A 22,217-nucleotide genomic window follows, 5' to 3' on the forward strand; every position below is an offset into this window, starting at 1 on the left:
GGTCGCGAAGTCGTACTACGACAGCATGTCGGTGTCCGGAGAAGGTCCATTGTGGACCGACCTGCCGCTCGGTCCCGGCAGCGACTACACGACGTCGATGTACGCCCGGCTGCGCGCGATCGCGGTCGACTGGGGGACCCCGGGCAGCACGCTTTCCGGCGATCCGAAAGTGCTCGACGGGACCAGGAAGGCGCTGGAACTGATCTACGCCAGCCAGTACAACCCCCAGGTCGGCGAGATCGGCAACTGGTACACCTACGAGATCGGCGTGCCGTACTACCTGCTGCACACCCTCGTCACGGTCGCCGACCAGCTGACCGCCGACGAACTCGCGCGGTATGTCAGCCCGGTCAAGCGGTTCGTCGGCAACCCGAACCTGCGCGCGAACAACCCGAAGATCGTCGAAACCGGCGCGAACCGGGCGGACAAGGCGCTGATCTCGATCGTCTCCNCGTCTCCGGCGCGCTGACCGGCGACACCGCGTGGATCCGCACCGGCATCGACGCGATCACCGACGTCGCCGGCGGGGGAGCGGCCAGCGTCCTGGCGAAGCTGGACCGCGCGGCGGGCGACGGTTTCCACGCCGACGGCTCGTTCATCCAGCACGACACCATCCCGTACCCCGGCCACTACGGCATCGTCCTGCTGACCGCGCTCGCCGGGACGATCCACGTCACCGAAGGCACCGAGTACGCGCTGCCGGACGAGCTGAAGCAGAAGGTCTACGCGCTGGTCGGCGACACGTTCGCGCCGTTCGTGTACGCGGGCGCGCTGATGGAGCCGGTGCGCGGGCGGATGCTGTCGCGGGAGGGCGAGACCGCGCACGACATCGGACACCAGCTGACCGTCGCGACTTTGGTCCTCGCGCGGTCGGCGACCGGGACCGTGAAGGCCGAACTGTCCGGGCTCGCCGCCAAGTGGATCAGGGAAGGCACGTACGCGCCGTTCCTGGAAATCCCCGATCCGGAACGGTTCGCGCCCGGTCCGGACCTCGTCGCGACGCCGGGCATCGAGTTCGCCCAGGAGATGCTGGCCGGACGCGTGCGGCCAGCGCCGATCGCCGCGACGCACCGGATCTTCGGGCAGCAGGACCGGATGGTGCACGTGACCGAGGGCTGGTCCGCGTCGCTCGGCGCCGGCTCCACGCGAATCTCGCGCTACGAGTCGATCAACGGGATGAACCTGCACGGCTGGCACGTCGGCGACGGGGTGCTGTATTTGTTCCTTCCCCACGCGAAAGGCCACTACTCGGACGCCTATTGGCCGACCGTCGATCCGGCCCTGTTGCCCGGCACCACCGCGAAGGCCGGTCCGCCGGGACCGCTGGCGGCCACGCCGTTGACGACGAAAGCGCACGTCGGCGGCGTGCGCTGGGACGCCCGGCACGGTGCGTACGCGATGGATTTCGTCTCCGAAGACGGTTCGCTGTCCGCGAAGAAGTCGTGGTTCTTCACGCCGGCGGGCATTGTCTGCCTCGGCGCGGGGATCACTGACACGTCCGGACAGGCGGTCCGGACGACGATCGAAAACCGCAACCTCGGCGAAAACGGACGCGGCACGCTGCTGGCCGACGCGCGCGCGGTCGGCGATTCGAGCACGCTGCACCGGCCGCGCTGGCTGCACCTGGACCACGTCGGCGGGTACGTCCTGCTCGACAACGCCGAGGTCACCGCACTGCGCGAAGACCGGACCGGCGCGTGGCGCGACGTCGACACCGGTGCCAACACGAAGGGCACCACGACACCGAACACGCGGCGCTACCAGAAACTGGTGATTGAGCACGGTGCGAAGCCGGTGGACGCGAAGTACGCGTACGCGGTCCTGCCGGGCGCGTCGGTGGTGGGGACGGTCGCGTCGGCGTTCGCGTGGCGTGTGCGGGCCAATACGCCTGTTGTCCAGGCCCTGCGGCTGTGGGATAACACACTGCTGGCAAACTTCTACAGTGCGGGTACGGTGGACGAAGTATCCGTTTCAGGACCGGCTTCGGTGGCGCTCGGCCGGAACAGTCTCGCTGTTTCCGACCCGACGCAGCTGCAGGAAAGCGTCCGTGTGACGGTGCGGCGGCGCACGGTGGAAGTTCCGTTCAAGGACGCCTTCGGCGCCACCAAGGTGGTTTCCCTGCGGTGAACCCGGTTTTCCCCGCCGGGCCGGTGGTTCCCGGCCTGGCCCGGCGGGGCCCCACGTGCCGCGGCCCCGGCCGTAAGGTGGGGCGGAGTCGCTTCTCGCGGGGAGGAACCGTGGCGCATTTCGATGTCCTGGTCGTCGGAGCCGGGCTTTCCGGCATCGGCGCGGCTTGCCGGCTGCAGCAGCAGACCCCGGACCGGACGTACGCCATCCTCGAAGCGCGCGACACGATCGGCGGAACCTGGGACCTGTTCCGGTACCCGGGCGTGCGCTCCGACTCGGACATGTTCACGCTCGGCTACCCGTTCCGGCCGTGGACCCAGGAACAAGCGATCGCGTCCGGGGCCGAGATCCTCGATTACCTCCGCGAGACCGCCGCTGAGCACGGGATCTTCCGGCACATCCGGTTCGGGCATCGGGTTGTCCGCGCGTCCTGGTCGTCCGGCTCGGCCTGCTGGACAGTGGGGGCCTCGCACGAGGGCGAGGCGGTCAGTCACACCTGCTCTTTCCTGTATTTGTGCAGCGGTTACTACAGCTACGAAAACGGCCACGTCGTCGACTTCCCCGGCCGCGACTCGTTCCGCGGCGAGATCGTGCACCCCCAGTTCTGGCCGGAAGAGCCGGACTTCACCGGCAAACGAGTCGTGGTCATCGGCAGCGGCGCCACCGCGGTGACCTTGGTGCCGGAACTGGCTTCCGCGGCGGAGTCAGTGACGATGCTGCAACGCTCGCCGAGCTACGTCCTGGCCCGCCCGTGGACGGACTCGCTCGCTCGCCGCCTCCGCCGAATCCTGCCTTCGCGGCTGGTTTACCACCTGGTGCGGGCGAAGAACGTCCTGGTGACAACGTTGTTGTACCAGTTCTCACGCCGACAGCCCCAACGCGCGGCGGCTTTCTTGCGCGATGCTGCCGCGAAGCAATTACCCGCTTCGATCCCAGTCGACCCCCATTTCTCGCCGCGGTACCGGCCCTGGGATCAGCGCCTCTGCCTGACGCCCGGAGCGGATTTCTTCCGCGCACTCCGCAGCGGTCAAGCGGACATCGTCACCGACCGGATCGACCGCTTCACGCCCGACGGCATCATGCTGGAATCCGGCGCGCAGTTGCCCGCGGACGTGGTCGTCACCGCGACCGGCCTGCGGGTGATCGCGTTCGGCGGCATCGAGCTGAGCGTGGACGGCGAGGTGATCGAACCGTCGGAACAGCTGGTGTACAAGGGAATGATGCTCGGCGGGGTACCGAACCTCGCGTGGTGCATCGGCTACGTGAACGCCTCCTGGACGCTGCGCTCAGACCTCGTCTCGCGGTACGTGTGCCGGTTGCTGAACCACCTGTCGCGCAACGGTTTCGACACCTGCGTGCCCCGCCCGCCCGCGATCCCGTCCACTCGGCGGCGGCCGATCATGGACCTGACGTCGGGTTACCTCACCCGCGCCGCCTCGGTGCTGCCGCGCCAAGGCGACCGGCGGCCGTGGCTGATGCGGCAGAACTACCTGCTGGACGCCGCGGACCTGCGCTTGAGCCGCGTGGACGACGGGGTGCTGCGGTTCGGGAGAGCGAAGTCCCGGAACAGCGCTTGACCTCCGGATCTCGGCGCTGGCCGGGTTTCGCCGTGCTCCGGCGAGGGGCTGTCCCGATCCTGCCGGGACGATTCCGTTCGACCTGATCGGTTTCGGGAAAGCCGGACGAAGCGGTAACGGGAGTACCCGGCGTGCGCCGCGATGGCGTCCGGATCACGGGGTTCGGCCCAGGCCCGAGCGCAGCTGCGCACACTGAACCGCAGTCGCCGAACTGGAGGTCAGTTCCCCTCCCGGCGGGAACCCGCGCTCCGGGCGGCGGCCTCGGTTCCGACGCGTACTGCCGCCATCGGATCCGGCGGAGGCAGTTCCGCGGACCCGCCGCCAGCCTCGAACGCTCCGCGACCGCGCTCCGGTGCGGCAGGTCCTTCAGCGGCAGGTCACTGGGCTGTTGCCGAGGCGGCCCAGCGGGTCAAGTCCTCCCTTCGGAGCGCGGCGGCCAGCAGATCCGGGAAAAGGTCCGGCGTGCAGGCGAAAGCGGGCACCCCCAGCTCACTGAGCGCGGCCGCGTTCTCGTGGTCGTAGAACGGCGCTCCGGAGTCCGCCAGGGCCAGCAGCGCGACCACCTGCACTCCGGATCCCGCCAGGTCCGCGACCCGGCGCAGCAGGTCGTCTCGTACTCCGCCTTCGTACAGGTCGCTGATCAGCACCAGGAGGGTCTGTTCGGGGCGTTCCACGAGTCCTTGGCAGTAGGCCAATGCGCGGTTGATGTCGGTGCCGCCGCCCAGCTGGGTGCCGAACAGGAGGTCGACGGGGTCGTCGAGGTGATCGGACAGATCGGCGACCGCGGTGTCGAATGCGACGAATTTCGTGCTCAGTGCACGCATCGAGGCGAGGGCGGCACCGAAAACGCCTGAGTACACCACGGATTCTGCCATGGAGCCGGACTGGTCGACAGCCAGGATCACGTCGCGCCGGACGCTTTGCTCTCGGCGGCCGAAGCCGAAAAGCTGTTCGGGCACAATGGTTTTCAGCTCGGGGGAGTAGTGCTTCAGATTTCGGCGGACGGTGCGGTTCCAGTCGATGTCCGCGCCTCGGGGGCGTTGGGCGCGGGCTGCGCGGTCCAGTGCGCCGCGGACTGCCGCGCGGGTGCGTTCGGCCAGGCGTTCCTCCAGCTCGGTGACGACTTTGCGGACAACAGCGCGTGCGGTTTCCTTCGTCTCTTCGGGCAGGACGTTGGTGAGGGACAAGAGGGTTCCGACCAGGTGGACGTCCGGTTCCACGGCGCTGAGCAGTTCCGGTTCCAGCAGCATCCGGGTGATGCCCAAGCGGTCTACGGCGTCGCGTTGCATGACCTGGACGACGGAGCCGGGGAAGTACTTCCGGATGTCGCCGAGCCAGCGCGCCACTCGCGGCGCGGAGGCTTGCAGGCCGCCGCTGCGGTCGCCGCTGCTGCGGGAGTTTTTGGGGCGCTCGTCGTAGAGGGCGGCCAGCACGTTGTCGACGCCGGTGTCCCCTTCTGACAGTGCGTGGCCGGTGCCGTCGGAATCTCCGCCCAGCACTAGGCGCCAGCGGCGGAGGCGTTCGGGATCGGTGGTCACGGGGTGGCTCCTAGAAGGGTGGCGAAGACCGGCAGGGCGGCTGCGGCGCGGGTCTCGTCGAGGTCTTCGGCGGGTGTCGGCTCGGCCTGGCGAGTCCCGGACAGCGTGGCGGCGCGTTCGCCGATGGCGCGTTTTTCCGGACCGGCGAAGGCGCCGAAAGTACGGCGCAGCAAGGGAAGCACCTCGCTGAAGACCTCGGGCGGGATCGAGGTCAGCCAGGTGTCGACGACGTGCAGCATGCGTTCGTCGTGGACCAGCAGGAGGGCGCCGCCGGAGAAGAAGCCTTCTACGTAGGCCGCGCCGTCGGTCGGGGCGATGCCGGGGGTGAGCATGCGGCTCAGCCGGAGTTCGACCTCGGCGCCGTCCAGCAGGTCGGCGTCGTGCAGGAGGCGCACGATGCGGCCTGCCAAGAGCGGCGGCAGGGCATCGCGGGTGGACAGGCGGGCCAGCGCGGCGAACCAGCGGTCGCGGGCGGCGTCGCCGAGGAGATCGGTGGCTTCGTGGACGTCGTCGACCAGTTCGCAGAACTGTGCGGCGGCCTCCTCGTCGATGCCGTGCACGGCGGGCGGAAGGCCAGCGCAGACCCGGGTGAGGATCCGGTCGGCGACTTCTTGCAGCTGTGCGGTGTCGGTGCCGCGAACATCGCCGTAGCGGGTCGCCCGCGCCAGCGGAGGCAGGGCCGTCATGAGGTGCGCGACGTCTGCGTCGGCGGCGGCGCGGGTGTCCAGGGCGGCGAGGGTTTCCGGCAGGGCGTCGCCCAGGTCGGCCAGGAGGCAGCGTTCCACCGCGGCGGTGATGTCGGCGAGCGAGGGCGATTCGGCGACGGCTTCGCGCACGACCGCGGTGGCGGCGGCGGGCACGGTGGTCCCGTGTACCGCCGCTGCGACCAGGTCGACCTCGAAACCTGGTTCCCAGCACACGGTCCAGGTCTCGCGAAAGGTGCCTTTGTTCCGCACCGAGGACAGTTCCGGTTCGCCCCAGGGAATGCCGAGGATGTGCAGGCGGTGCAGCAGGCGCGAGCGGTCCAGGCCGCCGGGGGTGCGCAGGTCCAGATCCAGTTCTCGCGCTTGAGGCTCGCGTTTGAGCCGGAGCCGCCGGGCGGTGGCGACCAGGTCGGCGGCCAGCGGCGCTTGCGGCACGCGGTCCGGGACCTCGCCGAGCAGTTCGCCGACCACGAGCCGCCGCGTGACCAGGTCGGCCTGGACGTCGTCGCCGCCGCACAGGACCGCTCGGGCGGCGGCGTCGACCTCGGCCAGCCCGGCGGACGACCGGCCGCGCAGCGCGGCCAGCGTGTCGGCCAGCCGCACTGCTTCGATCACGTGCGCGGTGGAGACGGGCAGGTCTTCCTCGCGCAGGACTCCGGCGACGGCGGTGAGCCACCGGGTCGTGACGTCGCCGGAGGTGCTGAACAGGTGGTGGTACCAGCCGGGCGAGCGGACGCCCGCGCCGTAGCCGGTGACCGACGCGAGCCTGCCGTGTGTCCACGGCACCCACGTGCACACGACCTTCCGCTTCGGGAGTCCTTTGAGGACAGCCTGGTCCTTGGCCGCGGGCGGCAGCGGATCGGCCAGCGCGGGCACGTGCCAGGCCCCGCACACCACGGCGATCCGCTGGCAGCCTTCCTTCCGCGTCTTGCGCAGCACGTTCCGCATGTAGGCCTCGCGCCGCTGCTCGTGCGGATCGTCCGGCCGGTCGCCCTCGCGCAGCGCGGTCATCGCGTCGGCGATCACCTCGAACGCCGATTCCTCGCCTCGGCGGGACTCGACGAAGTCGTCCCACCAGCGTTCCGGATCGTCGTATCCGCCCGCCGCGGCGAGTTCCGCGAGCGGGTCGGTGCGCGGTGCGGTCCGTTCCTCGCCGAGCGCGAACTGGTGTGCCGCGGGAAGATCGCAGAACTTCACCGGAACACCGGCCGTGGCGGCGTACCGCAGGGCCTGCCATTCGGGGCTGAACACCGCGAACGGCCAGAACGCCGCGCGCGACACATCGTCGGACGCGTACGCCAGCAGCGCCACCGGCGGCCGCATGCCCTCGTCCGCGGCGAGATCGACGAGCTGGTCCGCCTCCGGCGGCCCCTCGATCAGCACCACGTCCGGTTCCAGCTCGGCGAGCCGGGCGGCGACCGCCCGCGCCGAACCGGGACCGTGATGCCGGATCCCGAGGAGATGAGTGGTCATCCGGCGATCTCCTGGCCTGCCCGGTAGAAGTCGGCCCAGCCTTCCCGCTCGCGCACCACGGTCTCCAGGTACTCGCTCCAGATCGCCCTGTCGGCGACCGGATCCTTCACCACCGCACCGTGAATCCCGGCCGCGACGTCCTGCGCGCGCAGGACGCCGTCGCCGAAGTGCGCGGCCAGCGCGAGACCGCCGGTGAGCACGCTGATCGCTTCGGCTGTCGAGAGCGTGCCCGACGGGGTTTTCACCGCGGTGCGGCCGTCCTCGGTGCGGCCCGCCCGCAGTTCGCGGAAAACCGTGACCACCCGGCGGATTTCGGCGAGATCGGCGGCTTCGGCGGGCAGCGACAGCGCCGCGCCCAGCTGACCGACTCGCCGCCGGACGATGTCCACCTCGGCTTCCGCGGTGTCCGGCAGCGGGAGCACGACGGTGTTGAACCGCCGCCGCAGCGCGCTCGACAGCTCGTTGACGCCCTTGTCCCGGTTGTTCGCCGTGGCCACCAGCGTGAACCCGGGCCGGGCCTGCACCTCGGAGCCCAGCTCGGGGATCGGCAGCGTCTTCTCGGACAGGATCGTGATCAGCGAGTCCTGCACGTCCGCCGGGATCCGGGTGAGTTCCTCGAGCCGCGCGACCTTGCCGTCGCGCATCGCGCGCAGGACCGGGCTTTCGACCAGCGCCCGGTCGCTCGGCCCTTCGGCGATGAGCCGCGCGTAGTTCCAGCCGTAGCGGATCTGCTCCTCGGCGGTGCCCGCGGTGCCTTGGACGAGCAGCGTGGAGTCCCCGCTGATCGCCGCCGCGAGGTGCTCGGACACCCAGGTCTTCGCCGTGCCCGGCACGCCGAGCAGCAGCAGCGCGCGGTCGGTGGCGAGGGTGGCGACCGCGACCTCGACCAGCCGCCGCGGGCCGACGTACTTCGGGCTGATCACGGTGCCGTCGTCGAGTGTGCCGCCGAGCAGGTAGGTGACCACCGCCCACGGGGAAAGCCGCCACGACGGCGGTTTCGCCCGGTCGTCGGCCGCGGCGAGGGCGGCCAGTTCGCCGGCGTATTCCTGTTCGGCGTGCGGCCGGAGGACGGGGGACGTCATGCGAGCTCCTTGTGCATTTCACGGCGGAAGGACAGGGTTTCGGCGACCGCGCGCCGCCACGGGGCGGCTTCGCCGGGAAGCGGGACCTCGGCCAGCGGGTGGCCGAGGCAGGCGACGGGCACGGCCTTCGCGATCAGCGCGGCCGCGTGCGCGACCAGCCGGTGGTCGCGTTGCCCGGCGACCCAGTCGAGCAGCACCGTGCCGAGCGCGGCGGGCCAGGGCTGCGGCAGGTCGAGGATGAGCCGGGTGAGGGCTTCGACCGGCAGCCCGCGGGTCAGCTTCGCGACCGTGGCGGCCTGTTGTTCGGGCGACAGCACGCCGATGAGCGCGGCGGTGCTGCGCCCGCCCGGTTCGGCTTCCACGAGCGCTTGCGCCCATTGCTCGTCGCGCTGCCGAAGCGCGGCGGTGGCCCAGCTTTCGCGCACCACGTTCAGCGGTGGGCCTTCGACGAGCATCCCGGCCAGTTCGCCCGGGGTGCCGTACCCGGCCCAGAACCGCAGGGGAGCGGCGGCGATGATCGCGCGCAGCCGGGCGGTGCCCTGCCCCGGCCCGGCCGGGACGCGGATGCCGTCGCGGATCAGGCTGTCGTCCGGTTCGGGCGGAGTGAATTCGAGGACGTCGGCCCGCAGCGCGCGGCTGCGCACGGCGACGCAGGCCCGCAGCCGGTCGATCATCCGCTCGCCGAAGGCCGAATCGGGGTACCGGCCGATCAGCCGCAGCGCGATCTCGCGCACCCCGGCCGCCCGGTCGCCGAGCGCGGCTTCGACGAACGGCTCGTCCTGCTCGGCGAGGTGCTCGCCGAGCAGGGCCAGGAACGTCGCCCGGACGTCGGCCGGTTCGTTGCCCCAGGCCGCGGCGAGCCTCTCCCGCGCGCGGGCGGGATCGGCGGCGAGCACGCGTTCCAGCCAGGCTTGCCGACGCGCGGCGGCGCCGAACTGCCAGGCGTCGTCGCTGGTGTCGTCCGCGGCGGCGACCAGGAACGCCCACTCCGGATTCCGTTCGCCGAGCCACGCGCCGACCGGCCCGGAGACCGCGGCGAGCGGCGCTCGCAGCGACACCCGGGTCCGTGCCGCGTCGGCGAGGGCGGGCAGCCGCTCGGCCGGGACGCGGAATCCCTTGTCCGCCACCGTGGCGAGCCATTCCTCGACCAGTTCCGGCCGGTTCGCGGAGAGCAGGTGCCCGAGCCGCGCCCGCGCCGCGGCCGGGATGAACGGACGGGTGTCCTCCGTCGCGGCAGGTTCGGGTTCGATGCCGGTGAGCGGTTGCTGCCCAGCCCGCCGGTAGCCGGTGTACGCCGCCGCGGCGACGAGCGCTTGGTCGGCGGGGTCGGTGCGGCGTTCGGCGACGTCCCTTACCCCGGGCGGTAATCCGGCGGGGTCGAGGGTCCGGCGCCGGGTGCCGAGCAGGACGGTGCTGACGAGGTCGTTCCAGGCAGTCACAGTCGCACCATCCCGCCGCGATGCCAGCAGCTCAACGGCCGCAACCCCGCTGCCGTCCACTCGGCGGCCACCGTCACCGGCCGCTCGGCCGCGAGCGCCAGCAGCGGCCACGGATCCACCGAAGGCGCCAGCGGCAGCGCCGCACCGTCCACATCGGACAACGCCCACTCGTCCCCGTGCCGCGCCGGGCGGAGTTCGCTCATCAGCACCGGCCACCGGTCCAGCCAAGGATCGGCCGCGAGCGCGGCAGCACGTTCGGCGAGCGCGGCGGCGCAGGTCCCGCCAACCGGCCCGCCTTCCGGAGCGACGGGTTCCTCCCGATGGTCGAACACTGCCCGCAACGGCACCGCACCCGGGTGGAACACCAGCTCTCCCGCGACGACGTACCCCGGCGGCAGCGAGCTGTCCAGCGGACGCCCGGGCGGAGCGAACGACAGCACCAGCGCGTCCCGGCCGCTGCGCTTGCCCCGCAGCCAGGTGCGCCTGCTGCGCAGCGAGTCCTGCTCCTCGTCGATCGCGCCGGTGACCAGCCATTGGTCCGGCACCCGCTCGCCGGACTCCAGCACCTGCGCAGTGCTCACCGAGAACCCCAGCCGGGTCCGGACGGTGCCGGCGAGCCCGGCAGGCAGCGACTCCAGCCTGCTCGCCGCGTCCGCGAGCACGTACACCAGCGACAACTCGGCCAGCAGGCGATCCGGCCAGTCCCGGCCGCGCCCGACCAGCGCCGCTGCCCGGCGCAGGCCGTTCGCCAGCCCGGGAGCTTGCGCGTCGACCATGCGCGAGGCGACCGTGTACAGCTCGTCGGCGCCGCCGCGTTCGAAGGTCGCGAACCCGGCGGACACCCGGTCGGCGAGCCATCCGCACAGCTCAGCGGCTCCGGCGGTGACCCGTGCGAGCCGTTCCTGCGCCCGTTTGGCCGCCGCTTCGAGGTCCTTGGGCGCGTCCGGTTTCTTCTCGGCCCGTTCCGCCCGCGCGGCCCGTTCGTCCAGCCACGGGTGCACCCATCCGGGCTCCTCCGCGCGGGGGACCTGGCCGCCGGCCCAGAGCAGCAGCAATCCCAGCGCGTGCTTGCACGGGAACTTCCGGCTCGGGCAGCTGCACCGGAACGCGGGCCCGGCCGTTTCCACCGTCGTCTGGTACGGCCGCTTCCCGCTGCCTTGGCACGCGCCCCAGACAGCACGGCCCGACGCGCCCGCGTCTGACCACTTCGCCGGCGCCGCCTGCCCGCGCCCGGCTTTCGCCGACGCGGCGTCCGGCGCGAGTTCGAGCACCCTCTCGGAGCTCCACCGCGCCGCTGCTTCGTCCCCCACGTTTCCCTTGCCGCTCTTCCGGTTCCGTCCCCCTCGGGGCTGACTCGAAGAGCATCCCACCCGCCACCGACAATTTCGGCACTTCTGCCCGCGCGGGACGTACCGGGTTTGGCCGACGACGGACTCTGAGCCCCAAGCCGGGGACTTGACCTGCAAGAACGGTCATACGGGCAGCAACCGGGCATCGGTCGGCGATGGCGTCCTTTGTGGACGGCCAGCAGGGGCAGGCCGCCCGGCTCAAGCCGCTGGCATCGAACCGGCACCCGTCCGGTGCCACCCACGGCCGGTTCGGCCCCGGCAGGCCCTTCGGCTCGGCCAGGCGCACTTCACCCCTGTTTCCCGGCGGGAGAGCCGCCTGGTGAAGGCCCCCGCACGGACTTCGGGAAGCGAAATCAGGAAGCTTCGACCGCTCCGCGCCAGCGCACCGTCGGCCGCAGCCGGTCGTCGTTCACCCGGTGCTTGTTCGCGCCGACGATGTCGAACATCGACTCGATCAGCGTGTCCGACAGCAGGTGCGGCTCCAGCCCCAGCCCGACCAGCCCGGTGTGCTTCACGTTGTAGTAGTGCTCGGGCTGCTCCACCCGCGGGTTGTCCAGGTTCTCGATCTGCACCGGCCCGGGGAAGCGGTCCGCCACGACCTCGGCGATCCGGCGCACCGGCATGCTCTCGGTCATCTGGTTGAACACCCGGAACTCGCCGCGCTCGGCCGGGTTCTCCACCGCCAGCCGGATGCACTCGACGGTGTCGCGGATGTCGATCAGGCCGCGGGTCTGCCCGCCCTTGCCGTACACCGTGAGCGGCTGCCCCAGAACGGCCTGGATGACGAACCGGTTGAGCACCGTGCCGAACACCGCGTCGTAGTCGAACCGCGTGGCCAGGCGCGGGTCGAGCACGGTCTGCGGCGTCTGCTGGCCGTACACGACGCCCTGGTTGAGGTCGGTCGCGCGCAGTTCCCAGATCCGGCAGGCGAACTCGATGTTGTGCGAGTCGTGCACCTTCGACAGGTGGTAGAACGAGCCCGGCTTCTTCGGGTACAGCATCCGGTCGCGGCGGCCGTTGTGCTCGACCTCGAGCCAGCCTTCCTCGATGTCGATGTTCGGGGTGCCGTACTCGCCCATCGTGCCCAGTTTGACCAGGTGGATGTCCGGGTCGATCTCGGCGATCGCGTACAGCAGGTTGAGGTTGCCGACCACGTTGTTGTGCTGCGTGTAGACGGCGTGCTCGCGGTCGATCATCGAGTACGGCGCGGACCGCTGCTCGGCGAAATGCACGATCGCCGCCGGACGGAAATCGCGCACCGCGCCGAACAGGAATTCGGCGTCGAGCAGGTCGCCTTCGTAGCGCGCGATCCGCTTTCCGGACACCGCGTGCCACGCGTCGGTGCGGGTGCCCAGGTCTTCGATGGGGACGAGGCTCTCGGCGCCGAGTTCGACGTCGTACTGCCGCCGCGCGAAGTTGTCCAGAACAGCCACTTCGTGGCCTTTGTCCGACAAGTGAAGCGCAGTGGGCCAGCCTAGGTAACCGTCACCGCCGAGAACCAGCACGCGCATCCGGAGCACCCTTTCCTTTCGTTTTCGCGACAGGCACGGCCTTTCGTTGTACACGACGCCCGGTGTCGCGGTGGCAGATCCGAACTTAATCGCCCGCCGCTGATGTTCGGCTGGCAGTCAGCTGTGAATCCGCTGTGGGCCGGGGGGTCGCGCGGCGGAGCCGGCGGCCCGAGGGGAGACTGGGGACATGACGACGGTAACCAACCCGGCGAACCCCCGCACGGCGGAGGAATCGCCCAAGCCGCCTCGTCGCGGCCTGGGCAGGTTCGTCCGCGCGGCCGCCAGTTCGGTGGCCGCGACCCTGCTCAGCCAGGCCGCGCTGATCGCGGTGCTCGCCGCGGGCGGGGCCCCGTGGCTGGCCAGCGCGTGCGCGTTCGCGGCCGGGGCGGTGCTGAACTTCTTCCTCACCCGGCGCTGGGTGTGGGGCCGCCGCGGCCGTCCCGAACCGGTCCGCGAGCTGCTGCCCTACGTCCTCGTCATCTCCCTCGGCGGCCTCGCGTCGGTCGGCCTGACCACGCTCGCCGGGCACCTGCTCGCGCCGCTGCACCTGCCGCACTTCTGGTGGGTCGTGCTGCTCGACGCGGCGTACGTGCTCAGCTACGCGCTGGTGTTCGTCGCGAAGTTCACGATGCTCGACCGGTTCGTTTTCGGCCGCGGCGCAGCACGTACCCGCGCCACCACGTCCCTGTCATGACCCGCGCGTAGTTCGCGCCGTACACGACGCTGCCGCCCTTCTTGCTCTTGCCCGCCTTGCGCAGCCGCATGCTCATCGGCCGTTCGAGCACGCGCGCGCCTTGCGCGGTCGCGCCCAGCAGCAGTTCCGATGACTGGTACTGCGGTTCGTTCAGCGGGATCGCGCACGCGAGTTCCGCGCGCAGCGAACGGAATCCGAAGGACGTGTCGGAGATCCGCCGCCAGGTCAGGACTGACGCGAGCCATGCGAACACGCGCACGCCGATCCAGCGCATCCGGCTGTCAGCCTCTTCGTGCCCCAAACGCCGGGAGCCGGTTACGAAATCGGCGGTGCCGTCCAGCAACGGCGCGAGCAGTTCGGCCATTTCGCTGTTGTCGTACTGACCGTCGCCGTCTGTCGTGACGATGTACTTCGCGCCGTTCTCGGCAGCAAGGTGATATCCGAGGCGCAGCGCGGCGCCCTGGCCGCGGTTAGTCGGCGCGACGCACACGTACGCGCCGTGGTCTTCCGCGATGGCCGCGGTGTTGTCCGTACCGCCGTCTACGACCACCAGGACGTCCACCGGCAGCCCGAGACATTCGTCCGGCATCTTCTCCAGCACCTGGCCGATGCCGCCGGCTTCGTTGTACGCGGCGATCACCACGGTCAGCTCGGACAGCTTCGCGCCGGGATGCCGGTCATGGAAGTCCTTGATCGCGCCTTCGTCGACAGTGTCGGGATAACTGCCGAGACGACGACGGCTGGCCACAGTGAGCGTGGTAAACCCGAGCGCTCCGGCGACCGGCAACAGCACGAGCGCGGGCAGCTGATAACGCCAGGAAAACTCGAACACCGCGGACGCGAACAGCAGGAACAAGCCAGTGCCAGCAGCGAACAAGGCACCGCTGCGCGCCGGGTGACGGGGCTTCTTGCGCCGCAGCACGGTCAGCAGGCCGAGCAGCGCGAAGAACCCGAGCACCGCGCCAGGCACGAACCCGCCGTTGATCTGGTAGTCGCGCAGGAACACCGCGATCGGCTCGTTGACCTTGGGATCCGTGCCGTCGTACTGCTGGGTGACCGTCTTGACCACGGCGTCGTCGGCGAACTCCGGGTAGGTCAGCTGGAACTGCCACCGGTCGATCGGCACGTCGTCGGCCGCGGTGTAGCGGGTGAACTGGAAGCTCTTGCCGAAGTCGCCGAGGATCGACGTCGCGACGTCCCACCACTGCGCCTTCAACGTCGTCACCGCGAATTCGTGCGCCAGCTCGCTCTTGTCCGCTCCGGGCGGCAGCGGGCCGGGCCACGCCGGGTCGAGGTCGGCGTGCGTGTAGTTGTCGACCAGCCGGTTCTCGGCCGGTTCGGTGGGGCAGAACTGCCGCACGACCGGATCGAGCTGAAGTTTCGCGCAATCCGCGACCGCGGCGGTGCGGCCGTAGAGCATGCTGCCGGACGGCCCGCTCAGGCCCCATTTTCCGGTCTCCGCCCTGACTTTCCCCGCGTACGGGACCACCACGACGAGGATCGCGAGCAGCCCGGCGCCGGCGTCGCGCCAGCCGCGCCACGAACGCCACGCGCTGCCCGCGGCGAGCACGTACAGCAGGAACGGCGCGGCGATCGTGATGCCGATCAGCCGCACCAGCACGCCGAACCCGACCACGAGGCCGGCCAGCGCGATCCGGCGCCAGTTCGGTTTTCCCTTGGCCAGCACCAGCCACAGCAGCCCGAACAGCAGCGCCTCGAACAGCACCTCGGCCATGATGTTCTGCTCGATCTGCACCTGGTAGGCGTCGAGCAGCAGCGGAGCGGCGGCCAGCGCGCTCACCCAGTCGCGCGCGCCGAGCCGCCGGGCCAGCGCGTAGATCCCGACCGCGATCACGAGTCCGGCCACGTGCTGCACGGCGGCGACGAAGGACAGTCCGCCGACCGCGAGCAGCGGCCTCAACAGCAGGTCGTAGCCGACCGGATTGATCCCGTCGGCGCGCAGGGGTTGCAGATTGTCCAGGTAGCGGAAGGAATCGATGTACAGCAGCGCGGGCTGGTAGGCGATCCAGGACAGCACCCGCAGCGTGGTTCCCGCGGCGAGGAGCACCAGCAGGAACGCGTGGCGCCGGAGGAATCCGGTCACGGCGCCTCGGCCCGGTCCAGTCCGGAGAAGTATTTCCAGGCCGTGGCGAGGCCGTCGGCGAGGGTGATTTCCGGGCGGTAGCCGATGGTTTCCGCGCTCGCCGAGACGTCGACGACCACCGCGGGCATCTCCCCGGCCGGCGCGGGCACGTGCTCGATCGGCAACTCGGCACCGGTCACCGCGCGCACGGTCTCGACCATTTCCAGCACTGACACCGAACGGCCGGCACCGACGATCGCGCGGCCGGTGTAACCGCTCTCATACGCGAGCGCGATCGCGCGCACGACGTCGTCTACGTGCACGAGGTCGCGACGCTGCTCGCCGCTGCCGTACACCCGCACGCCTTCATTGTTCAACGCTGCGCGCATCATGCGCGGCACGAAGCTGTCTTTATGCGACATACCAGGCCCGTACACGTTGGTGAAGCGCAGCGCGCACGTCGTGATGCCGTACGCGCCCGCGTAGCCCGACAGCAGCATTTCGCAGGCAGCTTTCGTGGCACCGTATGGCGTAAGCGGCTTCGTGGGCAGGTCGACCGTGATGGTGTTAGTGCCGACGTCGCCGATCACCGCGTTCGTGGACGCGAGAATGAAGCGCGGCACCTCGCGTACGCGGCACAGTTCAAGAAGTTCTTGTGTCACCGCAACGTTCTCCGCGTACGTGTCGCGCGGCAGTTCGACGGACTTCAGCACGGATGTCAGCGCGGCGAGGTGCACGATTCCGCCGACGCCTGCTTCGACAGCTGCTTCGCGAGTTTCGGCGGCACGCAGATCTCCGACGACGACGCGCACTCCCTCGTCCGCCGTCTCGTAGCGCACGCGGTCCACGACCGTGACCGGATAACCGCGCTCACGGAACTCGCGCACGACAGCGCGGCCGATGAAGCCACTGCCGCCGGTGACGACGGCGGGTGTCCTTTCGGGACTGTGGGGGAGTGTCATGGCGCACAACCTACCTCCGCAGTCTGTGCGTCACTTGTGCGTCCCTCGCACGCGCGAGCGCGGGACCGCGTGCGGGCACCCCCAGCGACCGCACGCGGATCCCGGTGTTTAGTTTTCTAAACGATGCGCGGGGCGAGTGTAGCTGGAACGGGACAGCTGGTGTCAAGTTTTCGGGACGGTTATGCTGGTCGCTGTTACGGAGACGGAACGGTGGTGGGGGCGGCATGGCCGAGCAGGACCAGGAGCGCAGCTTCGCGGAACGGCTGGCACACCTGATCGCGACCGTGCATCCGCCGGACCGCAAGCCCTACTCCTACCGCGAGATCGCCCAGGGCGTCGCCGACGTGACCGGCGTCAGCATGTCGGCCACGCATGTCCAGCAGCTGGCCGTCGGCGCCCGGCGCGACCCGAAGCGGTCGCACATCCAGGCGCTCGCGCGGTTCTTCGGCGTGCCGGTCACCTACTTCTTCGACGACGAGGTCGCCGGCCGGGTCGACGAGCAGGTGGCCGACGTGGTCGCCTGGCGCGACACCCAGGCCCGTGGCCTGGCGCAGCGCGCGATGCGGCTGTCCGAGCGCGACCGGCGGACCGTTTCCGCCCTGATGGACCAGCTCGCCAGCTACGCCGAGGGACGCGAACGCACCCGGCGCGGACGCAAGCCCGAGTGATCCGGGCGGCTATGCTGGCGGCGGCCGGAACGCCGGGGACTCCCTGGTGCACCAGGCTGGTCCAGCCGCCGATCGCCTCGGGAGGGGACATCGACCCGACCGTGCGAGTGCGCGCCCGCGACCGGGTGCGCGACCTGCTGCGGCACGTGCCCGCCCCGCGGCCGTGGTCGATGAACGCGTGGATCGACCGGCTGGAACGGCACCGCGGCCGCGACATCGACCTGGTCGCGGTCGACTACGCGCCCGGCCGGCCCTCCGGCGCGTGGCAGCGGCACGACGGCTTCGACCTCATCGCGTACGCGGCGGGCACGTCGTCGCTGCACCAGGACCACATCATCGCCCACGAAATCGCCCACCTGCTGTGCGAGCACCGCGGCGAATGCGTGCTCACCGACTCCGAAGCGGCGACGCTCGCGCCGGATCTCAGCGCGCACCTGCTGTCGCATCTGCTCGCCCGCGTCACCGCGAATTCCGACGAGTACGAAGCGGAGCTTATTGCCGTGTTCCTGATGAGCGCCGCCACTGAGGACGGCGCCCAGTTGCGGCCAGGTGCTTCCGGCCCGGCAGCGGATCGCGCGCGGCGCTTCGCGTCGCTGCTCGGGTAGCGCGCGGATGATCGACGTTCTCTTCTTCGGGGTCGGCCTGCTCGCCCTCGCAGCCGGGATCTGGCGCGCGGTGCGAGCGCGGCGGACTGGCGCCGGCGCGGGGCTCGCGACCAGCCTGATCGCCCTCGGCGTCGCGTTGTGCTTGCTCGCCGACAGTGCGCAGGCGATCGAGGGCCAGCTATACCCGAGCCTTGGGCGGCTGCTGTCGAACCTCGCGACGATGGTGGCCGCGTACGGCATCGAAGTGACTGTCGCGGAGATCGGTGGCGTGGCAGAGCGTCGACGGCGCGCGCGGCTCGGGGCGTTGATTGTCGCACTCGTCGTGCTCACTGCGTCGTTCTTCGCGACGCGCGGGCTGCCGACGGGTGTCGGGCTCTTCGACGAGCTGTACCGGTCGAATCCGACACTGGTCGTGTACATCGTCGTCTACACGCTGTACCTGGGTTTGGCGGTGGCGGACATCGCTGTGGTGTCGGCCGGGGCGGTGCGCGCGGGTACCGGTGCGTTGCGGGCTGGACTAGGCATCATGCTCGCGGCCTGTGTGTTCGCTTTCGCTTATCTGATCGGCAAAATCGTCGATCTGATCAGCGATCTGACCGCGGAGCATCCGGTCACGAAGCTGTGCCGCGGCGCGTTCTCGACCGTCCAGTGCTCGCTCGCGGTCGGTTTTCCGGCGGTTTCGGTGCTGCTCATCGTGGTGGGCTTGACGGTGCCCGCGTTGCCCGCTTTGGGCCGGGCGGTGCGCGACGCGCGGACGCGGACGGTGCTTCGGCCGCTGCGGGAGCACCTGGCTTCCCGGTATCCGGATGTCGTCCGGCTTGACGACGCGTCGGGGACCGGCCGGGAGCGGTTGTTGACGATGATGAGCGAGATCAACGACGGGTTGCTGCTGTCCGGGGTCGGGCCTGAGTTGTCGCCGAGCGCGGCGGTGCAGGTGTTGCGCAGTTCGGCACTGCTGCCGGACGAGCCCGCGGAATCGCCGGTGCTGCCGCAGGAGACCGCTTTCGCGGCTGATGTGGCTCGGCTGCGGGCTATCGCGCAGGCATTCCGAGCGGGGCCGACAGCCGGAGCTGCCAACCCTGCTCCGTGAGCACGACTAGGTGCAGCGTGTCCGCCCTGGCGGTGATCGGCAGCGCTGCTCGCGCGCGTTCGGCGACCTCGGCGCGCTGGTCGTCGCTGCCGCCGAGGGCGATCGTCAGGTGCGCTGGCGGGTGCGCTCCGAAGCGCCCGCCGTACGGGGGCACGTCGGGCCAGTGGTCGCACACGGCGTCGGCGAGGGGCTGTAGCGCCGGGGCGGCCGCTGCGACGAATCCGGGCGCGGTGACCAGCTCGGCGAGCTGCACGTCCGTCGCGGGGAAGCTCGCGGCGAGCTGCGTGATGCCGGTGTCGGTTCGCTCGCTGAGCCGGTCGGCGGGCAGGAACGGGTACAGCGCCGTGACGTGCGGCGGAAGGCCGGGGCGGACGAGTGCGGGGTCGACGGCCGCGGCGGTTTCGAGCAGGACGGCGGCGGAGGGGAGCGTGACTACGAGCGCGCTGGTTCCGGGCGTGGGCACGGTCCCGATCCTGCCGGACCGCCCGCGCCGGCGCACCGCAAGGGCCTTCTCTCGCCGGAGAGGAAAGGCAGCCCTTTCTTTTCTGCTTCTTCCGGGGAATTCCGCTTGACCGAACCCTAAGTCTTCCCCAAGTCCGCCGACGGCGATTCCCGGCGGTCCTACACTCGGTGGATGAAGATCGTCCTATGGACCGCATTGTGCGGATTGTGCGCCGTCACCGGCCACGTGCTCCTGGGCGTCGTGGCAGGTTTCCTTCTGCTGGCTTGTGTTCCGCGCCGTCCCGCCGCGGGGCGGCCGGCACCCGAAAGAGAATTGATCAGCTCCCGCGGCTGACTTTCCGGGGAATTCTCCCGGAATTGCCGCCCGGAGCCCGGAGCTGCCTCCCGCGGGCCGCCGGAGCCCCGGAATTGTCGGTGCCGTGCGGTACAACGGTGGCCGGCGAACAGGGAGGGAACGATGCATTACGTCGAACACGGTTCCGGCACGCCGGTGCTGGCCGTCCACGGCTGGACGCCGGACCACCGCCTGATGACCGGCTGTCTCGAACCGGTCTTCGCGCGGCGGCCCGGATTCCGGCGGATCTACCCGGACCTGCCCGGGATGGGCGAGTCGCCCGCCGGGTCCGCGCGCGGGTCCGACGACCTCCTCGCGGGGCTGNCCTCCTCGGGGACGAGCCGTTCCTGCTGGCCGGCGAGTCGTACGGCGGTTATCTGGCGCGCGGGCTGACGCGGGCGCGGCCCGCACAGGTCGCCGGGCTGGCACTGGTGTGCCCGCTCAGCCGCCCGGTGCCGGTGCTGGAGCGGGACGTGCCGGACCACGAGGTGCTGCGCGCCGATCCGGAACTGCTGGCGGGTCTCGATCCGGCCGAGGCGGCGGAGTACGGCGAGGTGGCGGTGGTCCAGTCCGCGCAGACGCTGGCGCGTTTCCGCGCGGACGTCGCGCCGGGCCTGGCGGCCGCCGACCGGGCCGCACTGCAGCGGATGCTGGCGGGCTGGAGGTTGTCGGTCGACCCGGAAAGCGGCCCGGCGTACCGGAAACCGGCACTGATCGTGTGCGGCCGGCAGGACGCTTCCACGGGATTCGCGGAGTCGTACGGATTGCTGGGGCACTATCCGCGGGCGAGTTACGCGGTGCTCGACCGGGCGGGGCACAACCTGCAGTTCGAGCAGCCGGTGCTGTTCGAGGCGCTGCTGGAGGAATGGCTGGACCGGGTCGCGGAGGGGAGTGATGCGGTGAAGTGAGGCGCGAGCGGTGCGGTTTGCTGTGGGGTGGCGGGTGCTCGGCTGTTGCTTGGTGCGGCTTGGTGAGGTGCTGGGTCGATGCTGGATGAGGCGAGCTGCCGTGCGTGGTTCGCTGCGCGGTGGCGAGTCTTCAGGTGCGGCTCGGCTGTCCGGTGTGCGGCAGGCGGTCCTGCGTCGCGTGTGATGCGCGGCTTGGTGAAGTGCTGGGCCGGTGTCGGGTGAGGCGAGCTGCCGAGTGTGATTCGCTGTGCGACGGCAGTCGGCTGTTCCCGGTGCGGCGTGTGGCCTGCGCCGATGTACGGGGGCGCTGGGCCGGTGTCGGGCGGGGCGAGTCGCCGAGCGCGGTTTGCTGTGCAGGCGTTCAGGCACCGCTCGACGATTCCGGGTGCGGCAAGCGGTCCCGCCCTCGGGGGTTGGACGCGCGGCTCGGCGCAGGGGTCGATGGCAGCCGAGGCGGGTCGCCGAGTGTTCACCGCAACGTCGTTGAAGGGGGTGGCCCCGAGAGCTAGCGTCGGCGCGACTTCATCGCTGCGGAGGTAAGCCATGTCCACTGGGGAACTCAACCGGCGCAACCTGTTCCGGGCCGGAGGCGTCGTCGCGGCGGGTGCGGCGATGAGCATGGTGCCGGGTGTCTCGTTCGCGGCGCCCGCGCCCGGCGCCGGGCAGCAGACGAAGACCGTCACCGGTACCTTCCGCCCGGACGTGCCCGACTGGTACTACCTCCCGGTCGACGTGCCGCGCGGCGTGAAACAGCTCGACGTCGTCTACTCCTACGACAAGCCGTCGGTGCCCGCGGGAACTCGCGGAAATGCTTGCGACATCGGGATGTTCGGGCCGGAGGGGCACGAACTGGGCACCCGGCGCGGCTTCCGCGGCTGGTCCGGCGGCTTCCGCGACCGGTTCTCGATCAGCGCCGCGGAAGCGACGCCCGGGTACCTCGCCGGGCCGATCACACCCGGTCGCTGGCACGTGATCCTCGGTCCTTACACGGTCGCGCCGCAGGGGCTGAACTACCGCGTCGACATCACGCTGACGTTCGGCCGGGACACCTCGAAGCCGTTCCGGCCGAACCCTGCCCCGGAGACCGCGCCCGCGCGCGATCGCGGCCGGTCCTGGTATCGCGGCGACTCCCACCTGCACACCGTCCACTCCGACGGCAAGCGCACGCCCGAGCAGCTGGTGGCGGACGCGCGGGCGGCCGGTCTGGACTTCATCGTGCCGACCGAGCACAACACGTCCAGTTCGCAGCTGGTGTGGGGCGAGCACGCCACCGCCGACCTGCTGATCCTGAACGGCGAGGAGGTCACCACGCGGTCCGGGCACTGGCCCGCGATCGGCGTCCCGGCCGGCACCTGGATCGACTGGCGCTACCGCGCGTCCGACCCGCGCGACTTCCGGCGGTTCACCGACCAGGTGCACCGGGCGGGCGGCCTGGTCACCGCCGCGCACCCGTTCGCGAACTGCTTCGGCTGCACCTACGAATTCGCGTACGAGATCGCCGACCTCGTCGAGGTCTGGAACGGCCCGTGGACCGCGGACGACGAAGCGAGCGTCACGCACTGGGACGGCTTGCTGCGCGGCGGCCGGTGGATCCCGGCGATCGGCGATTCC

The 22,217-nt window shown here is 70.7% G+C and carries 19 protein-coding genes and 1 pseudogene; 11 read left to right on the forward strand and 9 right to left on the reverse strand.

Annotation, left to right across the window (positions count from 1 at the left end; genetic code table 11):
* Positions 1-25 precede the first annotated feature (25 nt).
* From A4R44_RS51895 to A4R44_RS32190, 4 genes and pseudogenes are all read left to right on the forward strand, one after another.
* Positions 26-469, forward strand: coding sequence for a hypothetical protein (locus A4R44_RS51895; protein ID WP_255366204.1), 444 nt, complete (start codon positions 26-28; stop codon positions 467-469).
* Positions 427-1,776, forward strand: a pseudogene (locus A4R44_RS52725) (polysaccharide lyase family 8 super-sandwich domain-containing protein); the annotation flags it as partial. The gene A4R44_RS51895 and the pseudogene A4R44_RS52725, both read left to right, overlap by 43 nt.
* 96 nt (positions 1,777-1,872) lie before the next feature.
* Entirely contained in the window at positions 1,873-2,127 is a 255-nt protein-coding gene (locus A4R44_RS52730; protein WP_369805973.1) for a polysaccharide lyase beta-sandwich domain-containing protein, read from the forward strand.
* 110 nt (positions 2,128-2,237) lie between these two features.
* The gene (locus tag A4R44_RS32190) at positions 2,238-3,704 is read left to right on the forward strand and encodes an NAD(P)/FAD-dependent oxidoreductase (protein WP_067589028.1); all 1,467 of its coding nucleotides are present in this window, start codon (positions 2,238-2,240) and stop codon (positions 3,702-3,704) included.
* A 377-nt stretch (positions 3,705-4,081) separates the two neighbouring features.
* Here the strand turns inward: A4R44_RS32190 and A4R44_RS32195 are convergent, their stop codons facing one another.
* The 6 genes from A4R44_RS32195 to A4R44_RS32220 form a co-directional block, all read right to left on the reverse strand.
* Positions 4,082-5,242 (reverse strand): VWA domain-containing protein, encoded by a 1,161-nt coding sequence (locus tag A4R44_RS32195; RefSeq protein WP_067589030.1) that lies wholly within the window; start codon positions 5,240-5,242, stop codon positions 4,082-4,084.
* A complete protein-coding gene (locus A4R44_RS32200) occupies positions 5,239-7,419 on the reverse strand; it encodes a DUF5682 family protein (RefSeq protein WP_067589032.1) in 2,181 nt (726 codons plus the stop codon). The genes A4R44_RS32195 and A4R44_RS32200 overlap by 4 nt, the downstream gene beginning before the upstream one ends.
* Positions 7,416-8,501, reverse strand: a complete 1,086-nt coding sequence (locus A4R44_RS32205; RefSeq protein WP_067589034.1) for an AAA family ATPase — start codon at positions 8,499-8,501, stop codon at positions 7,416-7,418. The genes A4R44_RS32200 and A4R44_RS32205 overlap by 4 nt, the downstream gene beginning before the upstream one ends.
* A complete protein-coding gene (locus A4R44_RS32210; RefSeq protein WP_067589036.1) occupies positions 8,498-9,940 on the reverse strand; it encodes a DUF5691 domain-containing protein in 1,443 nt (480 codons plus the stop codon). The genes A4R44_RS32205 and A4R44_RS32210 overlap by 4 nt, the downstream gene beginning before the upstream one ends.
* Positions 9,937-11,211, reverse strand: a complete 1,275-nt coding sequence (locus A4R44_RS32215; RefSeq protein WP_095213770.1) for an SWIM zinc finger family protein — start codon at positions 11,209-11,211, stop codon at positions 9,937-9,939. Before A4R44_RS32215 ends, A4R44_RS32210 begins: the two co-directional genes overlap by 4 nt.
* 431 nt (positions 11,212-11,642) lie before the next feature.
* Positions 11,643-12,800, reverse strand: coding sequence for an NAD-dependent epimerase/dehydratase family protein (locus tag A4R44_RS32220; protein WP_067589040.1), 1,158 nt, complete (start codon positions 12,798-12,800; stop codon positions 11,643-11,645).
* Positions 12,801-12,987: 187 nt separating this feature from the next.
* On the opposite strand from A4R44_RS32220, the gene A4R44_RS32225 reads away from it, so the two are divergent.
* The gene (locus tag A4R44_RS32225; protein ID WP_067589042.1) at positions 12,988-13,494 is read left to right on the forward strand and encodes a GtrA family protein; all 507 of its coding nucleotides are present in this window, start codon (positions 12,988-12,990) and stop codon (positions 13,492-13,494) included.
* Here the strand turns inward: A4R44_RS32225 and A4R44_RS32230 are convergent.
* Together A4R44_RS32230 and A4R44_RS32235 are read right to left on the reverse strand one after the other, a co-directional pair.
* Positions 13,424-15,598, reverse strand: a complete 2,175-nt coding sequence (locus A4R44_RS32230) for a glycosyltransferase (protein WP_067589044.1) — start codon at positions 15,596-15,598, stop codon at positions 13,424-13,426. The genes A4R44_RS32225 and A4R44_RS32230 overlap by 71 nt on opposite strands.
* Entirely contained in the window at positions 15,595-16,539 is a 945-nt protein-coding gene (locus A4R44_RS32235; RefSeq protein ID WP_067589046.1) for an NAD(P)-dependent oxidoreductase, read from the reverse strand. The genes A4R44_RS32230 and A4R44_RS32235 overlap by 4 nt, the downstream gene beginning before the upstream one ends.
* A gap of 224 nt (positions 16,540-16,763) precedes the next feature.
* On the opposite strand from A4R44_RS32235, the gene A4R44_RS32240 reads away from it, so the two are divergent.
* The 3 genes from A4R44_RS32240 to A4R44_RS32250 are packed head-to-tail and all read left to right on the forward strand — an operon-like array spanning position 16,764 to position 18,902.
* A complete protein-coding gene (locus A4R44_RS32240) occupies positions 16,764-17,207 on the forward strand; it encodes a hypothetical protein (RefSeq protein ID WP_067589048.1) in 444 nt (147 codons plus the stop codon).
* Entirely contained in the window at positions 17,204-17,812 is a 609-nt protein-coding gene (locus A4R44_RS32245; RefSeq protein ID WP_232791878.1) for a hypothetical protein, read from the forward strand. Before A4R44_RS32240 ends, A4R44_RS32245 begins: the two co-directional genes overlap by 4 nt.
* A gap of 7 nt (positions 17,813-17,819) precedes the next feature.
* Entirely contained in the window at positions 17,820-18,902 is a 1,083-nt protein-coding gene (locus A4R44_RS32250) for a hypothetical protein (protein WP_067589148.1), read from the forward strand.
* Here A4R44_RS32250 and A4R44_RS32255 read toward each other — a convergent pair.
* On the reverse strand, positions 18,844-19,365 hold the full coding sequence (locus A4R44_RS32255) for a 2'-5' RNA ligase family protein (RefSeq protein WP_067589052.1): 522 nt from the start codon (positions 19,363-19,365) through the stop codon (positions 18,844-18,846). The two genes, A4R44_RS32250 and A4R44_RS32255, sit on opposite strands and share 59 nt — an antisense overlap.
* Positions 19,366-19,536: 171 nt before the next feature.
* Between A4R44_RS32255 and A4R44_RS48440 the strand changes: the two genes are divergently transcribed.
* The 3 genes from A4R44_RS48440 to A4R44_RS32265 form a co-directional block, all read left to right on the forward strand.
* Entirely contained in the window at positions 19,537-19,698 is a 162-nt protein-coding gene (locus A4R44_RS48440; protein WP_157905059.1) for a hypothetical protein, read from the forward strand.
* Positions 19,699-20,129: 431 nt separating this feature from the next.
* Positions 20,130-20,606 carry an alpha/beta fold hydrolase gene (locus A4R44_RS51040; RefSeq protein WP_232791879.1) on the forward strand — a complete coding sequence of 159 codons (477 nt, stop codon included), beginning with the start codon at positions 20,130-20,132 and terminating at the stop codon, positions 20,604-20,606.
* A 543-nt stretch (positions 20,607-21,149) separates the two neighbouring features.
* The coding region (locus tag A4R44_RS32265) for a CehA/McbA family metallohydrolase (RefSeq protein WP_232791880.1) at positions 21,150-22,217 on the forward strand (1,068 nt) is incomplete at its 3' end.

Source organism: Amycolatopsis sp. M39 (assembly GCF_001651785.1).
GTDB classification, from domain to species: Bacteria; Actinomycetota; Actinomycetes; order Mycobacteriales; family Pseudonocardiaceae; genus Amycolatopsis; species Amycolatopsis rubida.

What these genes read in the sequence shown, in the direction of transcription:
- A4R44_RS32200 (WP_067589032.1), bottom strand. Translation starts at nt 7,419, where the DNA reads ATGACCACTCATCTCCTCGGGATCCGGCATCACGGTCCCGGTTCGGCG.
- A4R44_RS32205 (WP_067589034.1), bottom strand. Translation starts at nt 8,501, where the DNA reads ATGACGTCCCCCGTCCTCCGGCCGCACGCCGAACAGGAATACGCCGGC.
- A4R44_RS32220 (WP_067589040.1), bottom strand. Translation starts at nt 12,800, where the DNA reads ATGCGCGTGCTGGTTCTCGGCGGTGACGGTTACCTAGGCTGGCCCACT.
- A4R44_RS32225 (WP_067589042.1), top strand. Translation starts at nt 12,988, where the DNA reads ATGACGACGGTAACCAACCCGGCGAACCCCCGCACGGCGGAGGAATCG.
- A4R44_RS32235 (WP_067589046.1), bottom strand. Translation starts at nt 16,539, where the DNA reads ATGACACTCCCCCACAGTCCCGAAAGGACACCCGCCGTCGTCACCGGC.
- A4R44_RS32240 (WP_067589048.1), top strand. Translation starts at nt 16,764, where the DNA reads ATGGCCGAGCAGGACCAGGAGCGCAGCTTCGCGGAACGGCTGGCACAC.
- A4R44_RS32250 (WP_067589148.1), top strand. Translation starts at nt 17,820, where the DNA reads ATGATCGACGTTCTCTTCTTCGGGGTCGGCCTGCTCGCCCTCGCAGCC.
- A4R44_RS48440 (WP_157905059.1), top strand. Translation starts at nt 19,537, where the DNA reads ATGAAGATCGTCCTATGGACCGCATTGTGCGGATTGTGCGCCGTCACC.